Raw genomic sequence first — 20132 nt, forward strand, 5'->3', positions numbered from 1 at the left:
TGCCCGGCGCGAGCGAGCAAACGACGAGAGATATCAGATAGATAGGCGGGAAGCAAGCGAGCGGGCAACAGCGCAGATTGGCCGCGCCGCAGATTCATCCACAACCTCTGATTGGCGCGCACCGGCGGGCCCCGCCACCGGTCGGTTGCCGTCTGCCCTTGTTGGTGCCACTGTCCGATGCAGGCAATCCGGCTGGCCTGGCGAGCGTCGACGATCAGCTGCTCGTCGGACGCCTCTCGGCTTGTCTGCCCTCGGCGATCGACGCCGCCGGTGAGTTCAGTCGGTGCGCAGCGACTCGACGACCAGCCTGACCGTATCGTCGGCCGACTTCGCTGACAGCCGGACCTGGACGGCCCGGCCGGCGAGTTCGACGGGTACGCCGGGCTCGAAGGTCCGGTAGAGACCGGCGACCGAGACGAGTTCGGCTTCGAAGCGCGTGCACAGGATGCGCGCTTCGCTCGATCCGCTGGCGCCGGCGAGTGCGCGGCCGCGCAGCGGTGCGTAGATGTGGATGTTGCCGTCGGCGATCACTTCGGCGCCGGGGTTGACCGCCGCGAGAACGACCAGATCGGCGCCACGTGCGTAGACCTGCTGGCCCGAGCGCAGCGGCCGGTCGATGTACACCGTTGTCGGGGCAGCTGGTTGCGTCGCGGGTGTCGGTGTTTGCGCAGGTTTCGGCTCGATGGGCGGTGGAGGCGATGCCACGGTCGGCTCGGGTTCTGCAGGCAGCGGCACCGGTCGATCTGCGAGATCGTAGGTCGGCAGGCCGGCGAACGCCGCGCTGTAACGCAACTGCTCGCTGCCGCCGCGGACTCCCATGGCGTTCAGGCCGTGGCTCATCAGGATTTGCTTGACCCTTCGCCAGTCGGCCTCGGGTACGTCGACGATCTGCGAAAGGTCGAGCAGCGCGGCATCCCCGTCGAAAAAGGACTCGCCGCCGAGCAGCACGCGAGCTGCGTCGGCGAGCTCATCAGGCTTCACGGAGCGCAGCGTGACGACGACGACGGGCATCGTCGTTCCCTTGAAGTCGATCAATGGAAGCGGCCTGTTCGTTCGCGGCATGGCGTCAAAGTCCGAGCCAGTAGCTGGAAAGCCCAGCAGTCTATCGGAATCGGCAGCAAAGCGGAACAGGCTGGCGCTTGACAGGCAGCTTCACGCTCGCGGCCCGGGGGTGATTTCGTCGCCGATTCGGTGACTGCGGCCTAGGGCCAGGCCCTGGCTCCCCAGATCATCCGCCGGGCGACGAAGTGGCGCAGCGGTGGAAGGAGGTCGAGGGCGAGCAGACCGGCTCCGCGGGCGAGGCGCAGTGGACCAAGGTCGTTGGAGAAGATGCGCACGATGCTGTCGGTGAACGTCACTCCGCCGATCCGGTCGAAACACCTGTTGCGCGCGTAGGAAGCGAGAAGCGAGTGATCGCCGGGATCCGCGTCGGGTCGGCTGGAGAGCAACTCGGCGAGTACCCGGGCATCGCGCAGGCCGAGGTTCAGACCCTGCCCCGAGACCGGGTGAAGAGTCTGCGCGGCGTTGCCGATCCACAGCTGGCGCGGAGTGGTCAGCTGGTTGCGCCAGCGCAGCGCGAGCGGGAAAGCGGCTCGCGGGCCGCAGCGCGAGAAGTCGAGGCGACCGCCAAACTGCTTGCGCAAGGCCGCGAGGAATCCCTGCTCGTCGCAGGCCAGCAGTTCGTCCGCCTGCTCCGACGGGACCGTGCGGACCACCGAATAGTCCTGACCGAGCGGGAGCAGGGCGACCGGCCCGTCGGCCGTGAAACGCTCCCACGCGCGGCGGCGATGCGCCGCCACCGGGCTGACTTCGCTGACCACCGCATGCTGCCGGTAGTCGCAGACTCTGACGCTGGAGTCGTTGGCTGGCGACCCTTCGGCATGCACGACCAAGCGGGCGTCGATCCGGTGAATGTCGCCGTGGCAGTCGACGGCGAGATGGACGGCGTCGTGACCCTGTTTCAGGTCGACGACACGCGAATCGTCGAGCAGGCGGCCGGTTCCGATCTGCTCGTCGAGCGCAGCCGCGAGATCGCGATAACGCATGACGTAGCCGAGAGCGGGGATCGCGTAATCGGCGGCCTCGATCAGCGTTCGACCGAAGCCGTCGCGCTGTGAGACGTGGATGCTCTCGATCGGCGTCGCAGCCGACGCCCGCCACGCGCCGAGGGTCTCGAGGATCTGCCTCGATCCGTGCGCGAGGGCCAATGCGCGCGGATCGGCGGACCAGGCGCCACGCGGACGATGATCGATCAGCAGGACCTGGTACGGCGAGTCTGCGATTGCCCGGGCGAGCGTCATCCCGACCGGACCGGCTCCGATGATCACGATGTCGGCGCGTTCGACCGGCTCAGTCATGCCGCATCACCTCCTCGATCTCGTCGATCGTCCTCGGGGCGGTCGTGTAGACGGTGCTACCGTCGTCACTGACGAGCAGGTCATCCTCGATGCGCACGCCAACCCCGTGCAGGTGCTCGGGGACGGCGCTGTCCGGGCGGAAGTAGAGCCCCGGCTCGACGGTCAAGGTCATTCCCGGAGCCAGCGTCGTCCAGGCGTCCGGGTCGGCGTCCGCACGGTAGTCGCCGGCGTCATGCACGTCGAGTCCCAGCCAGTGGCCAGTCCGATGCATGTACCATGGCCGGTACGCGCCGCTTTCGATCGCACCATCGACACTGCCCGAGATCAGGCGCAAGTCGACCAGGCCCTGCGTCAGAACGCGCAGTGCGGCCTGATGGTAGTCGATGAACGAGGCACCGGGACGGACGGCAGCGATCGCCGCCTCCTGCGCGGCGAGGACGATTCCGTAGACCTCGCGTTGAATCGCGGTGAACCGTCCGTCGACAGGAAAGCTTCGCGTGATGTCCGAAGCATAGCCGCCGACTTCACAGCCCGCGTCGATGAGGACCAGCGAATGGGCAGGGAGCAGCTTGTCGTTCTCGACATAGTGGAGGATGCAGGCGTTCACACCGCCGGCGACGATCGGCGCATAGGCGTGTCCATCCGCTCCGCGGCGGCGAAACTCGTAGCTCAGTTCGGCCTCGAGTTCGTATTCGGCCATTCCCGGACGGCAGGCATGCATCGCCCGCGCGTGGCCGGCCGAGGCGATCTCTGCGGCGCGGCGCATCAGGGCGATTTCGTGGGCATCCTTGATCAGGCGCATCGAATCGAGCAGCCCGCGCAGGTCGTGAATCTCGCGCGGCGCCCGCACGCCGCTCCGGCTGTCCGCGCGCAACGCGGCGAGCGCCGCGGCGATGCGGCGGTCCCATTCGGCGTCGTGACCCAGAGAATGCCAGAGCGCCCGGCGATTGGCGAGCAACTCGGGCAGCTTCGCGTCGAGACTCGAGATCGGGTGCGCTTCGCTGAAAGCGAAGGCCTCGGCGGCCATCTCGGGTCCGTAGCGGAAGCCGTCCCAGATTTCGCGCTCCTCGTTCTTCTCGCGGCAGAAGAGAATCGATCGCGGCGTGTCGCCGCCGACGAGTACGATCACCGCGTCGGGTTCAGGGAAGCCGCTGAGGTACCAGAAGTAGCTGTCGAAGCGATAGGGGTAGTGCGAGTCGCGGTTGCGGACGCGTTCGGGAGCGGTGGGAATCAGCGCGACTGCGTCGCCGATGCGGCTGAGCACGGCCTGGCGTCGTCGGGCATGAAAATCGTGGCTCATGAGCTGGCGGTCAGTTGGCTGTCGAGTTCGGCGAGACGCTGCGGAGTGCCGACGTCGACCCATCGGCCGGCGTGTCGCTGACCGGTGACCAAGCCGTGGGCGATCGCGGTCTCGAGCAGGGGCCGCAGCTTGATCACCGCTCCGGCGGGAACTTCGGCGAAGAACGCCGGCCAGAAGACCGCAATGCCGGAAAAGGTCAGCGTCGTGCCGCCGCCGGCGGCCAATTGGACGCGGTTCCCCGAGAGGCAGAAATCGCCCTCGGGATGATGTGGCGGATTATCGACGAGGACGAGATGCGCGAGCCGGCCGTCGCTGGCCAGGGCGACGGTCCGGGCCTCGCCGAGGGTCCAGTCGCACCAGACGTCGGCGCTGATCGTCAAGAAGGGCTGGTCACCGAGCAGCGGCAGCGCCGCGCGGATTCCGCCAGCGGTTTCGAGGGCCCTGGTGGGCTCGGGCGAGTAGGCGATCGAGAGACCGAACGAGCGGCCATTTCCCAGGGCGGCCTCGATTCTCTCGCCGAGGTGGGCGTGATTGATCACCACCTCACGCCAGCCAGCTCCGGCGAGCCGCTCGAGATGCCAGGCGATCAGCGCCTTGCCGCCGACCGGGAGAAGCGGCTTCGGGATCGTGTCGGTCAGTGGCCGCAGGCGCTCACCACGGCCGGCCGCAAGGATCATCGCCTTCATCAGAACGTGTAGCCGACGTCGGAGCTTCTCTCGTCGAGTGTGTCGAGCAGCAGGGCGAGCGGCTGCAATTCCCGGTAGCGCCGGCTGGTGCGCCGGAGATAGCCGATCACCCGCGGCATGTCCTTGAGATAGTCGTCCTTGCCGTCCCGGTGGCAGAGCCTGGCGAAGATGCCGAGAACCTTGATCTGCCGCTGTGCACCCATCCATTCGTAGTCGCGATAGAAGTCGTGGAAATCACTCTGCACCGGGAGCCCCGCCTTTCTGGCCATCTCCCAGTAGCGGATCACGTGATCGAGTTCCACTTCCTCCGGCCACTCGATGTAAGCGTCGCGATAGAGGGAGACCAGGTCGTAGGTCAGCGGGCCGTAGACCGCGTCCTGAAAGTCGAGGATTCCCGGGTTGGCGAGCGAGTGTTCGCTCGATCCGGCGACGACCATCAGGTTGCGCGAATGGTAGTCGCGGTGTACGAAGACCTGCTTCTGGCTCAGGTTGTTGTCGAGGATCGTCGAAAAGACCGCCAGCAGCGTCTGGCGGGTCGCATCGTCCGGAGTCTGCCCGAGGTGACGGACCAGGTACCAGTCGGGGAAGAGGCACATCTCGCGGTAGAGTAGCGAGCGATCATAGTCGGGCAGCTGGCCTTCACGGCTGGCGAGCTGAATCGCGACCAGCGCCCGGTTGGCGTCTTCGTAGAGCCTCGGTGCCTGGCGCCGGTCCTGCAGCGCAGCGAGATAAGTCGTGCTGCCGAGGTCTGAGAGCAGAAGAAAACCCTGCTCGAGATCCTCGGCAAGCACATCCGGGACATGCACCCCAGCTTCGCGGAAGAGCGCCGCGATGGTCAGGAAGGGGCGGCAGTCCTCCTTCTCGGGGGGGGCATCCATGACGATCCGCGTCGTATCGTCAGCCAGCCGTACGCGAAAGTAACGCCGGAAACTGGCGTCGGCCGACGCCGGCTCAATGGCCACGACCTCGCCGGGGAACTGCCCGGCGAAGAGCTCGCGGACCCAGCACTCGAGCTGGGCTGTGCGCCGCATCCCGCTTCTCCTTGGATGATGGTGCTAGAATGCCGCGATTTTAGCACCCGGCCTAGCCTCGGATTCGCGCCGGAGTGGGACTTCCTTTTTCTGTTCTGCCTGACAGAAGCACCCGGAATGAAGCGTCTACGGCGCAGACCATTGCCCCTGATCCTCTGTTGCAGCTTTGCCGGCTCCCTGGCGGCGGGTTTTGCCGGCCAGGCCGACGCGCAGGGGATGGCGCCGTTGCGGGTCGATCCGCTACTGCTCGGCCTGCCGCCGGCAAAGCCGGCGCCGCCGGCCGCGGCAACCGGCCGGCCGGCTGCTGAAGCGAAGCCTGTCGAGTCGGCTCCGGTCGAGTCGAGGCCGCTTGCTGGCAGTCCCCCGGAGCGAAGAGACCAGCCAGCGGTTCAGGCAGGAGAAGCGGACGCCGTGTCAGCGCAGGCCGTCCCGGTGCCACCGCCGGGAGAGTCGCCGGTCACCGGGGAACCGGCCGCAGTCGTGCCGAGGGCAGTGCGCACCGCACCGGTATCGGCAGGCGCCGAGGAAGGAGCACCCGAAGCCGAACTGTCTTCCCAGGCTCCGGCACGGCAGACTGGAGCCGGTGGGGTGTCGGGTGCGGCGACTCGGTCGACGACTGACCAGATAGGGACGCCAGTTACCGTTCCGCCGGAGGCTGTTGCGGATCGGTCGGATCTGTCGCGCCCGGTTCCCGGAAAATCCAGCGCCGCCGCCGCTGCAAGGCCCGGATCTGCGGTGGCACCCCAGGGGCCTGAAATCGGTGCGGTGGGTGCTGAAGGCAGTCTGGCACTGCGTCTGGCGAGGCGCATGACCGACCAGGCTCCACAGAGCGCAACGCCCCGCCCGGTTTTCGTGAGCGCCTTGAGCATCTCGGGGATCATCGACCGCGAACTGCTCGCCGAAGGGGATGCCGAGTTGCGCAGGATCGGCCGGGTGCTGACCGCCGACCGCCTGACTTACTGGCCGGTCGAGGACGAGGCAGAGGCTCTCGGTAACGTTCGCCTGGAACAGGGAGACGACGTCTTCCTTGGCACGCACGGGCGGCTCAAGATAGAGGATCAGGTCGGTTTCCTGGACCAGGCCTCGTACTTTCTGAAGCGCAAACCGCTTGCGGGCAGCGCGGCCGGTGGATCGACGGTCGTTCGAGGAATGGCCGTTGAAGACGAAAGCGGTGAACCCGAGACCGGCTTCGCCACACCGCGTGCGCTGACCATCAAGCCGGGTCAGACTGAAATCAAGGTCTCGCGCAAGCAGAGGACCCTGATCGGCGAAGCGCGCGGCGATGCGGATCGCGTCGATCTCGAAGGAGAGAATCAGTATCATCTGACGCGCGCGACCTTCACGACCTGCAAGCCGGGCAACGACGACTGGTATCTGAGCGCCGAGGATCTCAGGCTCGACTACGACAACGAAGTCGGTACGGGCGATGACGCGACGCTACGCTTCCTCGGGGTGCCGATCCTGCATTCGCCGTGGGTTTCGTTTTCGTTGAGCGACGAGCCCAAGTCGGGCTTCCTGATCCCCACCTACGGGACCTCGAGCCGGAGCGGCCTGGAAGTTGCCGTGCCATATTACTGGCGGATCGCACCGAACATGGACTCGACGATCGAGCCAACGATTCTCTCGAAACGGGGCCTCCTGCTCGGCGCAGACTTCCGCTATCTCGATCTGCTCGACGGTTGGCCTTATCGCGGCCGGGTGCACGTCGCGTTCCTGCCCAATGACCGGCAAACGAACACCAACCGCTGGGCATTCAACCTGATGCACACCCAGCCCACAACCGCGAGCGGCTTCTCAGGGAGCATCAACTACACGAAGGTGTCGGACAACGACTACTACACCGACTTGTCGAACCAGATTACCAGCACCTCGCAGACCCAACTCCTGCAGCAGGGAGTGATCAGCTATGGTGGAATGGGATGGTGGACGGCAACCACCAACGTCCAGTCGTTCCAGACCCTCCAGCCCGATCCCCAGAATCCGGTTTCCAAGCCCTACCGTCTCTATCCGCAGTTCACCCTCAACGCCCGGCAGCCTGACCTGTTCGCCACCGACAGCGCCTTCTTCGGGCAGTATACGCACTTCGTGCACCCTGACCCGAACATGGTCGAGGGACAGCGCACGGTTCTCCAGCCACAGGTCTCGCTGCCCTACGTGACTCCCGGCTGGTACGTCACGCCACGGGCGGGGGTGAACGTGACCCACTACTCGCTGGTCCAGCCGGTTTCCGCGGTTGGCGCTCCGGACTCGATCAATCGTACGCTGCCGATCATGAGCGTCGATTCGGGAATGACCTTCGAACGGTCGACGAACCTCTTCGGCCGCGAATACGCCCAGACGCTGGAGCCGCGGCTGATGTATCTGTACATCCCGTATACGGACCAAAACGACATCCCGGTTTTCGACACGGCGCTGGCGGACTTCAATTTTACGCAGATCTTCGCCGACAACCGCTTCTCGGGCTGGGACCGGATCAACAATGCAAATCAGCTCACTGCCGCTCTGTCCTCACGGCTGATCGACCCGGCGAGCGGCGCGGAGATCATGCGCGGGATGATCGGGGAGATTTTCTACTTCACCCCCAACAAGGTCGTGCTCCCCGGAACGACCACCGCGCAGTCGGACAGGTCGGACTTTCTGGCCGCGTTCTCGGGGCAGGTGTACCCCAAAGTCTACGCGGATGCCGCGCTCCAGTACAACTTCGCTGACCAGCAGTTTCAGCGCTATGCGCTCGGTGCACGCTACGTGCCAGAGCTTGGCAAGATACTCAGCGCGCTTTACAGCTACAACAACCAGACCTCGCCCCAGATCAACCAGGTGGACATTTCCGGCCAGTGGCCGATCACCGGTCACTGGCAGGCGGTGGGTCGGTACAACTATTCTTTCGTCAATGACAACCCGGTCGAGATCATCGGCGGGCTCGAGTACAACGCCGGCTGTTGGGCGCTGCGGACGGTTGCCCACCGGGTGCAGACGACTCAGTCCAGTTCTTCGACACAGTTCTTCGTCCAGCTCGAACTGACCGGACTCGCCGGTCTGGGGAACAATCCGCTGAACTTCCTGCAGCGAAGGATCCCCGGTTATGCGGTCGGTCCAGTCCAGACGGACCGGGCTCTCGGTGACTAGCGGGATCCAGCATGGTGTATCCGATTCGCGTCTTTCTTCTCATCCTTGGTCTGGTCGGGGTAGCGCTGGCTCAGGCCGGGACGGCAGGCCAGCCTGTACCGGTGGACCGGATCGTCGCCGTGGTCAATGACGAGGTGATCACGCAGTACGACCTGCGCGGGCGCCTCGATTCGGCACTGGCTCAGCTCAAGCGGCAGGGCATGACGCCGCCGCCTGCCGACGTACTCGAACGGCAGGTGCTCGAGCGCCTGGTATTTGACAAGGTTCAGCTCCAGCTGGCCAGGGAGGCAGGGCTGCGCGTGGACGACGCGCAGCTCGAGCAGGCGCTGCAGCGTATCGCCACTGCCAACAACATGTCACTGGCCCAGTTCAGGGCGGCTCTCGAAAAGGACGGCGTCACTTTTGCGAGTTTTCGCGAGGAGATTCGCTCCGAGATGATCATCGCGCGTTTGCGTGAACGCGAGGTCGACAGCAAGATCTTCATTTCCGACGGGGAAATAGACAACTACCTGACGCTTGTCGCGGGTCAGGGGAGTGCCGGTGAGGAATACCGCCTGGCGCACATCCTGCTGCGCGCGCCCGAGTCGGCGAACCCTGACCAGATCCAGAAGCTGCGCGGAAAGGCGGAGCAGATCCTCGAGCGTCTTCGCAAGGGCGAGGACTTTGCCCAACTCGCCGCCGCGTATTCCGATGCTCCTGACGGGATGCGGGGTGGCGATCTCGGATGGCGGCCCGCGGACCGGCTGCCTTCGCTCTTCGCCGAGGCTGGCCAGAAACTGAAAGTCGGTGAGGTTTCACCGATTCTGCGTAGTTCGAACGGCTTTCACCTCGTCAAGCTGCTCGGCAAACGAGGTGGCGCTGCCGGAGCCCAGGCAGTTGAACAGACCCACGCGCGGCACATCCTGATCAAGGTCAATGAACTCGTCTCGGAGTCGGAAGCGCGGCACAAAGTGGAGGGTCTGCGCGAGCGGATCAGACACGGCGAGAGTTTTGCCGAACTGGCCAAGCTCTTCTCACAGGATGCGTCGGCGGCGAAGGGCGGCGACCTCGGCTGGATCTACCCAGGCGATACCGTTCCGGAATTTGAAACAGCGATGAATCAGCTCGCCCCGGGCGAACTCAGCCAGCCAGTCCAGTCACCGTTTGGTTACCATCTGATCGAGGTCATCGAGCGCCGGGTCCAGGATGTCTCCAACGAGCGCCAGCGTGCGGCAGCGCGCCAGACCTTGCGCGAGCGAAAGCGCGACGAGGCCTATCAGGACTGGTTGCGCCAGGCGCGCGATCGGGCTTATGTCGAACTTCGCCTCGATGAACGCTGATCTCTCTGCAGCGGTCCCGACGATCGCGGTCACCGTCGGCGAGCCGGCTGGCATCGGTCCGGATATCTGTCTTCGTCTCGCCGAACGGGAGTTTCCGGGGCGCCTCGTGGTCCTCGCCGACCGGTCGCTGCTCGAGGAGAGAGCGGCGGCGACGCGGCTGCAGGTCCGCCTTCGCGACTGGCCATCGGCCCAGCCTGGCGAGCTGGGCGTGCTCGAGGTCGCTCACCTGCCGCTAGCCGTGCCAGCCTGTCCTGGCCGACCCGATCCGGCGAATGCCGCGCCAGTTCTGGCTCTGCTCGACCGCGCGCTCGCCGGTTGCCAGACGGGAGAATTCGCGGCGATGGTCACCGGTCCGGTGCACAAGGGGGTGATCAACGACGCCGGGATCGCCTTCTCCGGTCATACGGAATACCTTGCCGCGCGCACGAACACGTCGCGAGTGGTGATGATGCTCGCGGGCGGCGGTTTGCGCGTGGCGCTGGTGACCACGCATCTGCCGCTCAGGGATGTCCCGGACGCCGTGACGGGTGCCGCAGTCGAAGCGACGCTGCGCATTCTGCACCGTGAGCTGAGGAGCCGATTCGGAATTCCGCAACCACGAATCCTCGTCGCCGGGCTCAACCCGCACGCTGGCGAGGGTGGCTACCTCGGCCGCGAGGAGATCGAGGTCATCAGCCCGGTGCTCGAGCGCCTGCGTGGCGAAGATGGCATGGAACTGCTTGGTCCTCTGCCGGCCGATACGATCTTCTCGGCGCCGGTCCTCAAGCGCGGCGATTGTGTCTTGGCCATGTACCACGATCAGGGACTCACCGCGCTGAAGTTTGCCAGTTTCGGTCACGGCATCAACGTGACGCTCGGCCTGCCGATCATCCGTACCTCGGTCGATCACGGCACTGCGCTCGAGATTGCCGGAAGCGGCGCGGCCGACCCGGGCAGTCTGTTCGCCGCCGTCGACCAGGCGATCGACATGGTCAGAGTTGCCAGGCGCAAGTGAGGGAGCACGTCCCGCGCAAGCGTTTTGGCCAGCACTTCCTGATCGATGCGCGTGTCGTTGACGAGATTCTGAGCTGCCTCTCGCTCCGGGGGGACGACCTCGTCGTCGAAGTCGGTCCGGGGCTCGGAGCCCTGACCGGGCCGCTGCTGCGCAGCGTCGAACACCTGCACGTCGTCGAAATCGACCGCGACATCGTCGCTCGCCTGCGGCAGCGCTACGCTGCGGACCGATTGACCATCCATGCCGGGGACGCGCTGCTCTTCGATTTTCGACGGGTGGCGGGCGACGCAGTTCGAGCCCTGCGAATCGTCGGCAACCTGCCCTACAACATCTCGACGCCGTTGCTCTTCCATCTGCTCGACTCGGCGGAGTGCATCAGAGACATGCACTTCATGCTGCAGAGGGAGGTCGTCGACCGCATGGTCGCCGATCCGGCGACCCGCGACTACGGGCGGCTATCAGTCATGCTCCAGCGTCACTTCGTGATTGAAAGAGTGCTCGACGTTCCTCCCGAGGCGTTCTCGCCGCGGCCAAAGGTGCACTCGGCCGTTGTTCGCCTGTTGCCCCGTGGGCTGGAGCGAGAGTCTGCGACTGACGGGGAGCGATTCGCCATCGTCGTCAGGGCGGCCTTCGCACAGCGTCGCAAGACGCTGCGCAACAGTCTCGGCGGCCTGATCGATGAGCATCGCCTGGCCAGCCTGGGCATCTCGCCGACGTGTCGGGCGGAGGAACTGTCGGTCGAAGACTACGTCCGCCTGGCCAGAGATTCGGCTCGGTAGCTGCTGCCGGCGGGTGGGAATGCCGGCTGGGAGCGAACGGCCAAGCCGATACGGGAAACGGACGAGCGCTGAGAGGTGGTCAAGGAGTCGTCGCGAGCAGGACCGGATGCCCGGCGCGAGCGAGCCAACGAGACATGTCCAATAGATGGGCGAAAAGTGGGCGAGCGGGCAATAGCGAAGATCGGTCGCGCCGACGATTTATTCACAGCGTCTGAGCAAGCACCGCTGGCTACTGTTTGCGTCGCTGCCTGATGCGCAACCCCGGGCGGTGCGGCAGCGGCGAGTCGTCGCCTGGAGCGCTGCGCCCACAGACAGCGCCCGGCTTCGCTCACGAAGTCTTCCTGACCCCGCAGGTGTTCACTCCAAGCAGCGAATAGGCCGGGCAAACACCAAACAGGCCGGTCGCCAGGGGCACGACGCCGATCCAGCCCCATGCGCCTATCATGCCCAAGGCCGTTGCGGCGATCAGGGCGATGCCGACCACGATGCGCAGGATCTTGTCTATCCCGCCGACGTTGCTTTTCATGGCGCGTTCCTTGAAGAGTTGCGATGAGCTGACAGATTACGCGGGTACGCGTGCCAGGTCTGTAACTGCGGTCACAGAGGCGGCCGGGCCGCCCCGCCGGTTGCCAGCGATTCCGGCAGTCCGTCTCAATCGGGCACTCTGGCGATTTCCTTGAGGCCCCGCTCGTCGATCACCTTGATCTGCTCGCGGCCGAGGGTCACCAGGTGCTGGAGCGCAAAGCCCTTGAGCAGGCGGCTGATGATCTCGCGTACGCTGCCGAGTTCCTCGGCGAGAGCCTGGTGCGTCGCACGGACAGTCGGTCCTTTGGCGAGCAGCAGCCTGGCGAGACGCTGATCCAGCCGGTGAAAGGCAACCTCCTCGACGAGTTGCATCAGTTCGGCAATACGCTCGGCGAAGAGGTGGAAGACAAAGGCGCGGAAGTCAGCGTTCTCGGCAACGAGTCGGGCGAAAAGCGTCGTCGGTAGCAGCGAGAGGGAGATCGGGGTCTCGGCGATCCCGCGCGCCGAGCAGGCGCTTCCGCCGAGCAGGCAGCCTGAAGTGATGATGCACGAGCCACCTGGCTCGACGCGGTAGAGAATCATTTCGCGTCCAGCAGCGGTGTTCTTCACGATCTTGATCGTGCCCTCGAGGACCAACGGGAAACCAAGGCAGTTCTGCCCTTCAGCAAATATCTGGGCCCCCGCCGGCATTCTCAGCAGGCTCATCGCCTGACAGGCCGTGGCCCACTGTTCGGCCGAGAGCGAGCGTAGCGACGGGTAAAGAGCGAGAACGGCCTGACCAACGCTATCCGGGCCCACGCGCATCACTCACTCTCCGAGCACCACCGTTACCGCCGCGTGGTCGGATGGACGCTCCAGCTTGCGCAGGCTCCGGTTGATCGTCGCCGCGACGCAGCGCGCGGCGAGTGGCCTGGAAAGCAGGATGTGGTCAATGCGCAGGCCGCGGTTCTTCTGAAATCCAAGCATCCGGTAGTCCCACCACGAGAAGCTCCCGGCAGGCTGCTCGAAGAGGCGGAAGCTGTCGTGGAAGCCGAGCGCGAGCAAGCGGCGAAATGCGGCGCGTTCGGCGTCGGAGCAGAGGATCTGACCGGTCCAGGCAGCCGGATCGTAGACGTCACGGTCCTCCGGGGCAATGTTGAAGTCGCCAGCCACGGCGATCTGCGCATCGACTGCAAGTCGGCCGGCAAGCCAGCGCCCAAGGGCGTCGAACCAGTCGAGCTTGTACGCGTACTTGTCGCTGCCGACCGACTGACCGTTGGGCACGTAGACGCAGACGACGCAGATTCCGCCGACGGTTGCCGCCAGGAAACGCCGCTGCTCGTCAGGATAGAGCGGATTGCCGACGACGACCTCGCCAGGCGTCTCGCGCGCCAGCAGGGCGACACCATTGTAGGTCTTCTGGCCGGAAAAGACCGCGTGATATCCGGCGGATTCGATCTCCCGGGTAGGAAACCGGTCATCCTCCACTTTCGTCTCCTGAAGACAGACGACGTCCGGTTGCTCGGCTTCGAGCCAGCCGATGAGCTGGGGCAAGCGAACGTTGAGCGAGTTGACGTTCCAGCTGGCGAGTTTCATGGCTTCGGGGCGTCGATCGGTTTGCGCGGCGCAACCGGACGTCCTTGGATGACCTCGGCGGATCGCGCACGGTGGCATCCGGAATCATACCAGCCGGCAGCCGGGAAGAAGCGGGCTGCGCCGCGGTGGCGGTGCGTTCCGGTACGCCTGGCGGTTGGCGAAATGTCGCCTCGTTGCAACGTGGTATCGTGTGCGTCCGGCTCTGGCGCGTGGCGGGCTAAAGAAATCGGCTGCGGCGTGCGTTATTTCCGCTGTTCGGGCGGTTGCAGTCGCTATCCTTCCACGGTCGATGGTCGTCGGGCAACCAGCGGACGCAAGGGCGAACTCCCGGAGTTTTGGCGGTACCGGGCAATTCAACTATACTGTGCCGCGTTTCGCGTCCGGTGCCGCTGTACGGTCCCCGAGCCTTTTTCGGTGGTTACGGGTTACCAAGCTGGCGACTAGAAAAGGAGAGCATTATGTTTACCCGCCTGCAGGATTTGTTTCGCGTCTCGTTCCACTGGGCCGGTGTCGGTGTGCTGGGGGCTCTCGCAGCTGGTTGCGCGTCCTATCATCCACCGGCGCCTCCATCGGCTGCTTCGGCAGACTACCGCTACATCATCGGGCCTGGCGACAACGTCAATATCATCGTCTGGCGGAATCCGGAACTGTCGATGGCCGTCCCGGTGCGCCCTGACGGAATGATCGCCGGGCCGCTGATCGAGGACATGCCGGCGATGGGCAAGACGCCGACGGCGCTCGCCCGGGATATGGAGAAGGCCCTCGCGACGTTCATCCGTGACCCAATCGTGACAGTGGTGGTCACCGGCTTCGTGGGCACGCAGAGCGAGCAGATACGCGTCGTCGGCGAGGCGGCCAAGCCGCAGGCGCTGCCCTATCGGCAGAACATGACGGTGCTCGACGTGATGATCGCCGTCGGAGGGCTGACCGACTTCGCCGACGGGAACGCGGCGACGATTGTGCGCAATTCGTCCGAAGGGAGGCAGCAGTACAGCGTTCGTCTCACCGACCTGATCCGTCGTGGCGAGGTGTCGGCCAACGTCGACATGAAGCCAGGCGACGTGCTGATCATCCCGCAAAGCTGGTTCTGACCTTCAGGCCAGCAAACTCGACTGCTCGCCGACCGCCTCGTGATGGCGCGACGGTCGCTCCCGAACCTGCTAGACATAGGGGCTGACTCTGATGGATGAACTGCTGCGACAAGTGACGGCTGTCCTGCGCGGGATGTGGCGGCGTCGCTGGCTGGGAGTCATCGTCGCCTGGGTGGTCGGTGTCGCCAGCGTCGTCGCGGTGCTGGCCATCCCCGACAAGTACGAGGCTTCCGCGCGGATTTACGTCGATACGCAGTCGATCCTCAGACCGCTGATGTCCGGCCTGGTGACCCAGCCGAACATGGACCAGCAGGTGATGATGCTGAGCCGGACGCTGATCACGCGCCCGAACGTCGAGAAGCTGATCCGCATGGCGGATCTCGACCTCAAGATTCGCTCGAAGGAGGATCGCGACGCGTTGGCCGAGACGCTGATGTCATCGCTGAAGATCAACAATACCACGAGAGACAACATCTACACGATCACCTACCGCGATACTCAGCCGGAGAGTGCCAAGCGGGTCGTCCAGTCCCTGGTATCGATCTTCGTCGAATCGAATCTGGGTGACGCGCGCAAGGATACCGAATCGGCGCGCAAGTTCCTCGACAAGGAGATTGCGGCCTACGAGAAAAGGCTCGAGGAGGCCGAGGCGCGACTGAAGGATTTCAAGCTGCGCAACCTGGGCACGCAGGGCACCGATGGCAAGGATCACCTGAGCCGGATGTCTGCCGCTGCAGCACAGATCGAGGAAACTCAGCTCGCGCTGCGTGAGGCGGAGCAGACGCGCGACGCGATCAGGCGGCAGATCGTCGGCGACGAGCCGTCGCGCTCGTCGGGAGCCGCACAGCAATCGATTGCTGGCTTGTCCGTCCCGGAGATCGATGCGCGGATCGACGCCGTACAGCGCAACCTCGATGCCATGCTGCTGCGCTACACCGAGCAGCATCCCGACGTGATCAGCACGCGCCGAGTGATCAAGGAACTCGAGGAGCAGAAGCGCGAGGAACTGGCTGCCCGGCGGAAGACCGCACTGACCGATCCCGCCTCTTCAGTCAATACGAACCCGGTGAGCCAGCGGCTCAAGATGGCGCTGGCGGAGGCGGAAGCGAAGGTGGCCGCGTTGCGGACACGGCTGGCCGAGTATCAGGCGCGTTACAGTCGTCTCGCCGAGTCGGGGAAGATGATGCCGCAGATCGAAGCCGAGTTCGCTCAGCTCAACCGCGACTACGAGATCAACAAGAAGAACTACGAGCAACTCGTCCAGCGGCGCGAGTCGGCCAGCATGGGCAGCGAGATGGAGAGCACGGCAGGAGTCGACTTCCGGCTGATCGATCCACCGAGGGTTTCGCCCAAGCCGGTGGCGCCCAATCGTACGCTCTTCCTCCCGCTGACGCTGCTTCTCGCGGTTGCCGCGGGCATCGCCGCATCGTTTGCCGCGAGTCAGCTGCGTCCGGTCTTCTTCGAGTCCCGTTCCTTGCGCGAAGCCTGCGGCCTGCCGTTGCTCGGCACGGTTTCGCTGCTCGTCGACGAGACCGTCAAGCGCCGCGACAAGAAGGATTTGTGGCGTTTTGTCGCTGCCTGCGTCTCGCTTCTCGGGGCCTATGGAGCGGGACTGCTTGCCCTGTTCCTCCTTTCTGCCCGTACAGTCTGAGGAAAGTCGATGAGCCTCATTGAACAAGCAGCCAAACGCCTGGAACAGTTGCGCAGAGCAGGTGTGGACCTGTCTCGCCCGGCGAAGGACAGTGGCCAGCCCATCGTCGCGGCGATGCCCGCGATCGAGCCTGTTTCGGCTGTTCCTCTGGCCGGTTCGGACGGCGTGCCGGTCGTGCCATCTCCCTCTCCAGCCGCTGCTCAGATGTCTCGCCGGGTCGACCTCGATTTGAACGCGCTGGCCGTCGCCGGATTGATCAGCCCCGATGCTCCCCGATCGCAGCTGGCCGATCAATACCGGGTGATCAAGCGTCCGCTGATCGCCAATGCAATGGGCAGGGGGGCCACACCGATCAAGCGGGGGAACCTGATCATGGTCACCAGTGCGCTGTCCGGCGAGGGCAAGACTTTTTCGGCGGTCAATCTGGCGATGAGCATCGCCATGGAACTCGACAACACGGTGATGCTCGTCGATGCGGACGTGCCCAAGCCTTCGGTGCTCAAGATGCTTGGGCTCCCCGCCGCCCCGGGTTTGCTCGACGTCCTGACCGACGAGTCGACGAGTCTTTCGCAGGTGATCCTGCGCACCAACGTAGACAAGCTGAGCCTCCTGCCAAGCGGCACCCAGCATCCGCGTGCGACCGAACTTCTGGCCAGCGAGATGATGGCCAAGCTTCTTGACGAGATGGCCAGCCGTTACCCCGACCGGATCATCATCTTCGATTCCCCGCCACTGCTGATGACCACCGAGTCAAGGGTGCTGGCCACTCACATGGGCCAGGTAGTCGTCGTGGTCAAGGCCGAAAGCACCGTCCGCGGCGACGTCAAGCATGCGCTGTCGGCGATCGAAGCCTGCCCCGTGAAACTGCTGCTTCTCAATCAAGCCAGGGCGTCGAGCCAGGACGGCTATGGTTACGGCTACGGCTATGGGTATGGCTACGGCTATGGCTATGGTTATGGTTCGGATGGGACCTGAGCGCGTGCGCCGGGTGTCGTATCGAGAGAGGTCGGAGTTGCCGGGGTCAGTATCGTTGAAGGCGCTGGCTGACGCTCGTGGTCCGGGCGACGCTCGCCTGAAGTCCTCGCTCGTCGGCATCTCGCTGCTCTCGGTGTTCTTCCCGGTGCACGCGGAGAACTGGCAGATCACCCCGAGCATCAGCGTCAGCGAAACGCTGACCAACAACCTTTTCCTCTCCTCGAGCAACCGGACCGGTGACTTGGTGACCGGCATCACGCCCGGGATCTCGATCAACGGACAGGGAGCGCGCGCGAGACTGAACCTCAATTACGGGCTCACTCAGCAGCTCTATGCCCGTGAGTCCTCGCAGAACAATCGTCAGAACGCACTGACCGCGTCGGGCACGCTCGAGGCCATCGAGGACTTCCTGTTCCTCGACGCCTCGGGAGTCATCTCTCAGCAGTACCTGAGTGCCTTTGGCCCCACTTCGCCAAGCATCGCCAACATCGACAACAACCGTACGGAGACCTCGAGCTACTCGATCTCCCCATACGTCAAGGGGCGTTTTCTCTCCTCCACCGAGTACTTCCTGCGCTACTCGACGAGCACGACGAGTTCGCAGTCCTCACTCGCCTCGGACATGACGATGAGTCAGTGGGTGGGTCGGATAAACGGAACGACGCGCTGGAGTTCCCTCGGCTGGTCGCTCGACGCGAGCCGCGTGAGCACCAACTACGATCTGGGCAGGGACCGCACCGACACGCGTTACGGACTGACGCTGCCGTATCGTTTCACGCCGCAGTTCCAGCTGTCGGCGATTCTCGGCCGCGAAACGACGAACATGGTCAGCCTGCAGGACAAGACTTACAACGATTCGGGTTTCGGCCTCGTGTGGTCGCCGAGTCCGCGGACCAAGCTCGAAGGGACCATGACCCGGCGTTACTTCGGCAACGGCTATCAGGTCGCCTTCAGTCACCGAATGCGGCGCTCGCTGATCCGCTACTCGGCCAGTCGGGACGTGTCCTATCAGCCGGCAGGCGTGAACTACACCGGTCAGGGCAGCAACTACGACGCCTATTACGCGATCGTGGCGGCCAACAATCCGGGTGCATCGCCGCAAGACATTCGCGCGCAGGTGAGTCAGATTCTCCAGGGAAGAGGGGTTCCCGCAGACGGGACGGTGGTCAACGGCTTTCTGAACAACCGTCCAACGCTGTCCACCGGGCAGCAGCTGTCGCTCGCCCTGCTCGGTGTGCGCAACACGGTGACCTTCAACGCCAGCGAAGTCAAGCAGCAGCCACTCGGTCTGGTCAGCGGCGTGACCGACGATTTCTCGCTGGCCAACCAGATCACCCAGCGTGGCGCCGGGGTCGTCTGGGGACACCAACTGACCGGGTTCACGTCGCTCTCGCTCTCGCTCAATCAGTCGCGCAGCCTCAGCCAGCTCGCCAGCCAGGTGGACAACAAGACGACCGGCGCATACTTCCTGCTGACGACCCAGGTTTCACCGAATGCGACGGCGAACATCGGCGCGCGGCGGGTCATCTACGATGGGGCAGTCAATACCAGCTATACGGAAAGTGCGCTGACCGGGGTCCTCTCATACCGTTTCTGACCGCCGCTCATGTATGAATCCTTCTATGGCTTGACCAGCAAGCCTTTCCAGCTCAATCCCGATCCCTCGTTCTATTTCGCCAGCAAGCAGCACCGGCGCGCGATGGCTTATCTGGAATACGGGCTGAACCAGAACGAAGGATTCATCGTCGTCACGGGCGAAGTCGGTGCCGGCAAGACGACGATCGTTCGCGGCCTGCTCAACGATCTGGACCCGGACAAGGTCGTGGCCGCTCAGCTGGTCAGCACCCAGCTCGACGCCGAGGATACCCTGCGCATGGTGGCCGCGGCTTTCGGTGTGGGGATGAAGAATCTCGGCAAGTCCGAAATGCTGCTCGCCCTCGAGGCCTTCCTGGTCGATGTGACCCGCCAGGGCAAGCGTTGCCTGCTGATCGTCGATGAAGCGCAGAACCTCACCGCGCGTGCCGTCGAGGAACTGCGCATGCTGTCGAACTTCCAGTTCGGAACCCAGGCTCTGCTGCAGAGCTTCCTGATCGGTCAGCCGGAGTTCCGCAAGATCATGCAGAGCCCGCAGATGCAGCAGTTGCGGCAACGCGTGATCGCCGCCTGCCACATTGGTCCGATGGACCAGGACGAGACCCAGGCGTATATCGAGCATCGACTCAAGTGTGCTGGTTCGAAGGGTTCTCCGCACTTCGACGCTGGCGCATTCGAGGCGATCTATGAAGCCAGTGGCGGGATTCCGAGGCGAATCAATGCGCACTGCGATCGCCTGCTGCTCTCGGGCTTTCTCAACGGCCGGAGCGAGTTTACACGGGCCGACGTCGAGGAAGTAGCCAGGGAACTTCGGGAGGAGACGCATTCCTCCCCGCCGGGAAATGCCGCCAGTGCCGAGCGCGCGACCGACGAGGGTCCGTCGGGAGGGACTTCCCAGCTGACCGACAGCGGCCTGCTCGACGTGGACGTGAGCAGGCTGGCGCTCGACGCCAGTACTGCCGACCAGGCCTCGCGGGTCATTGCCGATCTGAGGACTGGTCAGGCGGAGCAGAGGATGATCCGCATCGAGCGCAGCATGTTTCGCCTCGAACGCAACAACGCGGCCCTGCTGAGCCTGCTGCAGCAACTCGTCGATGCCGTAAGGGCCCGGTCCTGAAAGGAGGGCGGAA

Annotated in this window: 17 protein-coding genes; 9 read left to right on the forward strand and 8 right to left on the reverse strand. The window is 64.6% G+C overall.

Features of this window, described 5'->3' with window-relative positions:
- Positions 1 to 276: 276 nt before the first annotated feature.
- The 5 genes from minC to NFW05_RS10550 form a co-directional block, all read right to left on the reverse strand.
- A complete protein-coding gene (gene minC / locus NFW05_RS10530) occupies positions 277 to 1062 on the reverse strand; it encodes a septum site-determining protein MinC (protein WP_295306129.1) in 786 nt (261 codons plus the stop codon).
- Between the two features lie 140 nt (positions 1063 to 1202).
- Positions 1203 to 2357 carry an FAD-dependent monooxygenase gene (locus NFW05_RS10535; protein WP_295306131.1) on the reverse strand — a complete coding sequence of 385 codons (1155 nt, stop codon included), beginning with the start codon at positions 2355 to 2357 and terminating at the stop codon, positions 1203 to 1205.
- The gene (locus tag NFW05_RS10540) at positions 2350 to 3657 is read right to left on the reverse strand and encodes an aminopeptidase P N-terminal domain-containing protein (RefSeq protein WP_295306134.1); all 1308 of its coding nucleotides are present in this window, start codon (positions 3655 to 3657) and stop codon (positions 2350 to 2352) included. Before NFW05_RS10540 ends, NFW05_RS10535 begins: the two co-directional genes overlap by 8 nt.
- Positions 3654 to 4343, reverse strand: a complete 690-nt coding sequence (gene murU, locus NFW05_RS10545; protein ID WP_295306137.1) for an N-acetylmuramate alpha-1-phosphate uridylyltransferase MurU — start codon at positions 4341 to 4343, stop codon at positions 3654 to 3656. Before murU ends, NFW05_RS10540 begins: the two co-directional genes overlap by 4 nt.
- The gene (locus NFW05_RS10550) at positions 4343 to 5374 is read right to left on the reverse strand and encodes a phosphotransferase (protein ID WP_295306140.1); all 1032 of its coding nucleotides are present in this window, start codon (positions 5372 to 5374) and stop codon (positions 4343 to 4345) included. Before NFW05_RS10550 ends, murU begins: the two co-directional genes overlap by 1 nt.
- 735 nt (positions 5375 to 6109) lie before the next feature.
- Here NFW05_RS10550 and NFW05_RS10555 point away from each other — a divergent pair.
- Genes NFW05_RS10555 through rsmA form a run of 4 tightly spaced genes read left to right on the forward strand, consistent with a single transcriptional unit; the run spans position 6110 to position 11592 of the window.
- Positions 6110 to 8500, forward strand: a complete 2391-nt coding sequence (locus tag NFW05_RS10555) for an LPS-assembly protein LptD (protein WP_295306142.1) — start codon at positions 6110 to 6112, stop codon at positions 8498 to 8500.
- Positions 8501 to 8511: 11 nt separating this feature from the next.
- The gene (locus NFW05_RS10560; RefSeq protein ID WP_295306145.1) at positions 8512 to 9819 is read left to right on the forward strand and encodes a peptidylprolyl isomerase; all 1308 of its coding nucleotides are present in this window, start codon (positions 8512 to 8514) and stop codon (positions 9817 to 9819) included.
- Complete coding sequence (gene pdxA / locus NFW05_RS10565) at positions 9809 to 10813, forward strand: 4-hydroxythreonine-4-phosphate dehydrogenase PdxA (RefSeq protein ID WP_295306148.1); 1005 nt, start codon at positions 9809 to 9811, stop codon at positions 10811 to 10813. The genes NFW05_RS10560 and pdxA overlap by 11 nt, the downstream gene beginning before the upstream one ends.
- On the forward strand, positions 10810 to 11592 hold the full coding sequence (rsmA, locus tag NFW05_RS10570; protein WP_295306151.1) for a 16S rRNA (adenine(1518)-N(6)/adenine(1519)-N(6))-dimethyltransferase RsmA: 783 nt from the start codon (positions 10810 to 10812) through the stop codon (positions 11590 to 11592). The genes pdxA and rsmA overlap by 4 nt, the downstream gene beginning before the upstream one ends.
- A 328-nt stretch (positions 11593 to 11920) precedes the next feature.
- Here the strand turns inward: rsmA and NFW05_RS10575 are convergent, their stop codons facing one another.
- From NFW05_RS10575 to xth, 3 genes are all read right to left on the reverse strand, one after another.
- The gene (locus tag NFW05_RS10575) at positions 11921 to 12118 is read right to left on the reverse strand and encodes a DUF2892 domain-containing protein (protein ID WP_295306154.1); all 198 of its coding nucleotides are present in this window, start codon (positions 12116 to 12118) and stop codon (positions 11921 to 11923) included.
- Between the two features lie 125 nt (positions 12119 to 12243).
- Positions 12244 to 12921 carry a Crp/Fnr family transcriptional regulator gene (locus NFW05_RS10580; RefSeq protein WP_295306157.1) on the reverse strand — a complete coding sequence of 226 codons (678 nt, stop codon included), beginning with the start codon at positions 12919 to 12921 and terminating at the stop codon, positions 12244 to 12246.
- A 3-nt stretch (positions 12922 to 12924) separates the two neighbouring features.
- Positions 12925 to 13692 carry an exodeoxyribonuclease III gene (xth, locus tag NFW05_RS10585; protein WP_295306160.1) on the reverse strand — a complete coding sequence of 256 codons (768 nt, stop codon included), beginning with the start codon at positions 13690 to 13692 and terminating at the stop codon, positions 12925 to 12927.
- Between the two features lie 458 nt (positions 13693 to 14150).
- Between xth and NFW05_RS10590 the strand changes: the two genes are divergently transcribed.
- The 5 genes from NFW05_RS10590 to NFW05_RS10610 all read left to right on the forward strand — a co-directional run bounded on the left by NFW05_RS10590 (position 14151) and on the right by NFW05_RS10610 (position 20119).
- A complete protein-coding gene (locus NFW05_RS10590; protein ID WP_295306163.1) occupies positions 14151 to 14783 on the forward strand; it encodes an XrtA/PEP-CTERM system exopolysaccharide export protein in 633 nt (210 codons plus the stop codon).
- A gap of 91 nt (positions 14784 to 14874) precedes the next feature.
- Positions 14875 to 16434 carry an XrtA system polysaccharide chain length determinant gene (locus tag NFW05_RS10595; protein WP_295306165.1) on the forward strand — a complete coding sequence of 520 codons (1560 nt, stop codon included), beginning with the start codon at positions 14875 to 14877 and terminating at the stop codon, positions 16432 to 16434.
- A gap of 9 nt (positions 16435 to 16443) precedes the next feature.
- The gene (locus NFW05_RS10600; protein ID WP_295306168.1) at positions 16444 to 17409 is read left to right on the forward strand and encodes an XrtA-associated tyrosine autokinase; all 966 of its coding nucleotides are present in this window, start codon (positions 16444 to 16446) and stop codon (positions 17407 to 17409) included.
- Between the two features lie 37 nt (positions 17410 to 17446).
- Entirely contained in the window at positions 17447 to 19006 is a 1560-nt protein-coding gene (locus NFW05_RS10605) for a TIGR03016 family PEP-CTERM system-associated outer membrane protein (RefSeq protein ID WP_295306171.1), read from the forward strand.
- 9 nt (positions 19007 to 19015) lie between these two features.
- A complete protein-coding gene (locus tag NFW05_RS10610) occupies positions 19016 to 20119 on the forward strand; it encodes an XrtA/PEP-CTERM system-associated ATPase (RefSeq protein WP_295306174.1) in 1104 nt (367 codons plus the stop codon).
- Positions 20120 to 20132: the final 13 nt, after the last annotated feature.

This window comes from Accumulibacter sp. (assembly GCF_023806625.1).
Lineage (GTDB): Bacteria > Pseudomonadota > Gammaproteobacteria > Burkholderiales > Rhodocyclaceae > Accumulibacter.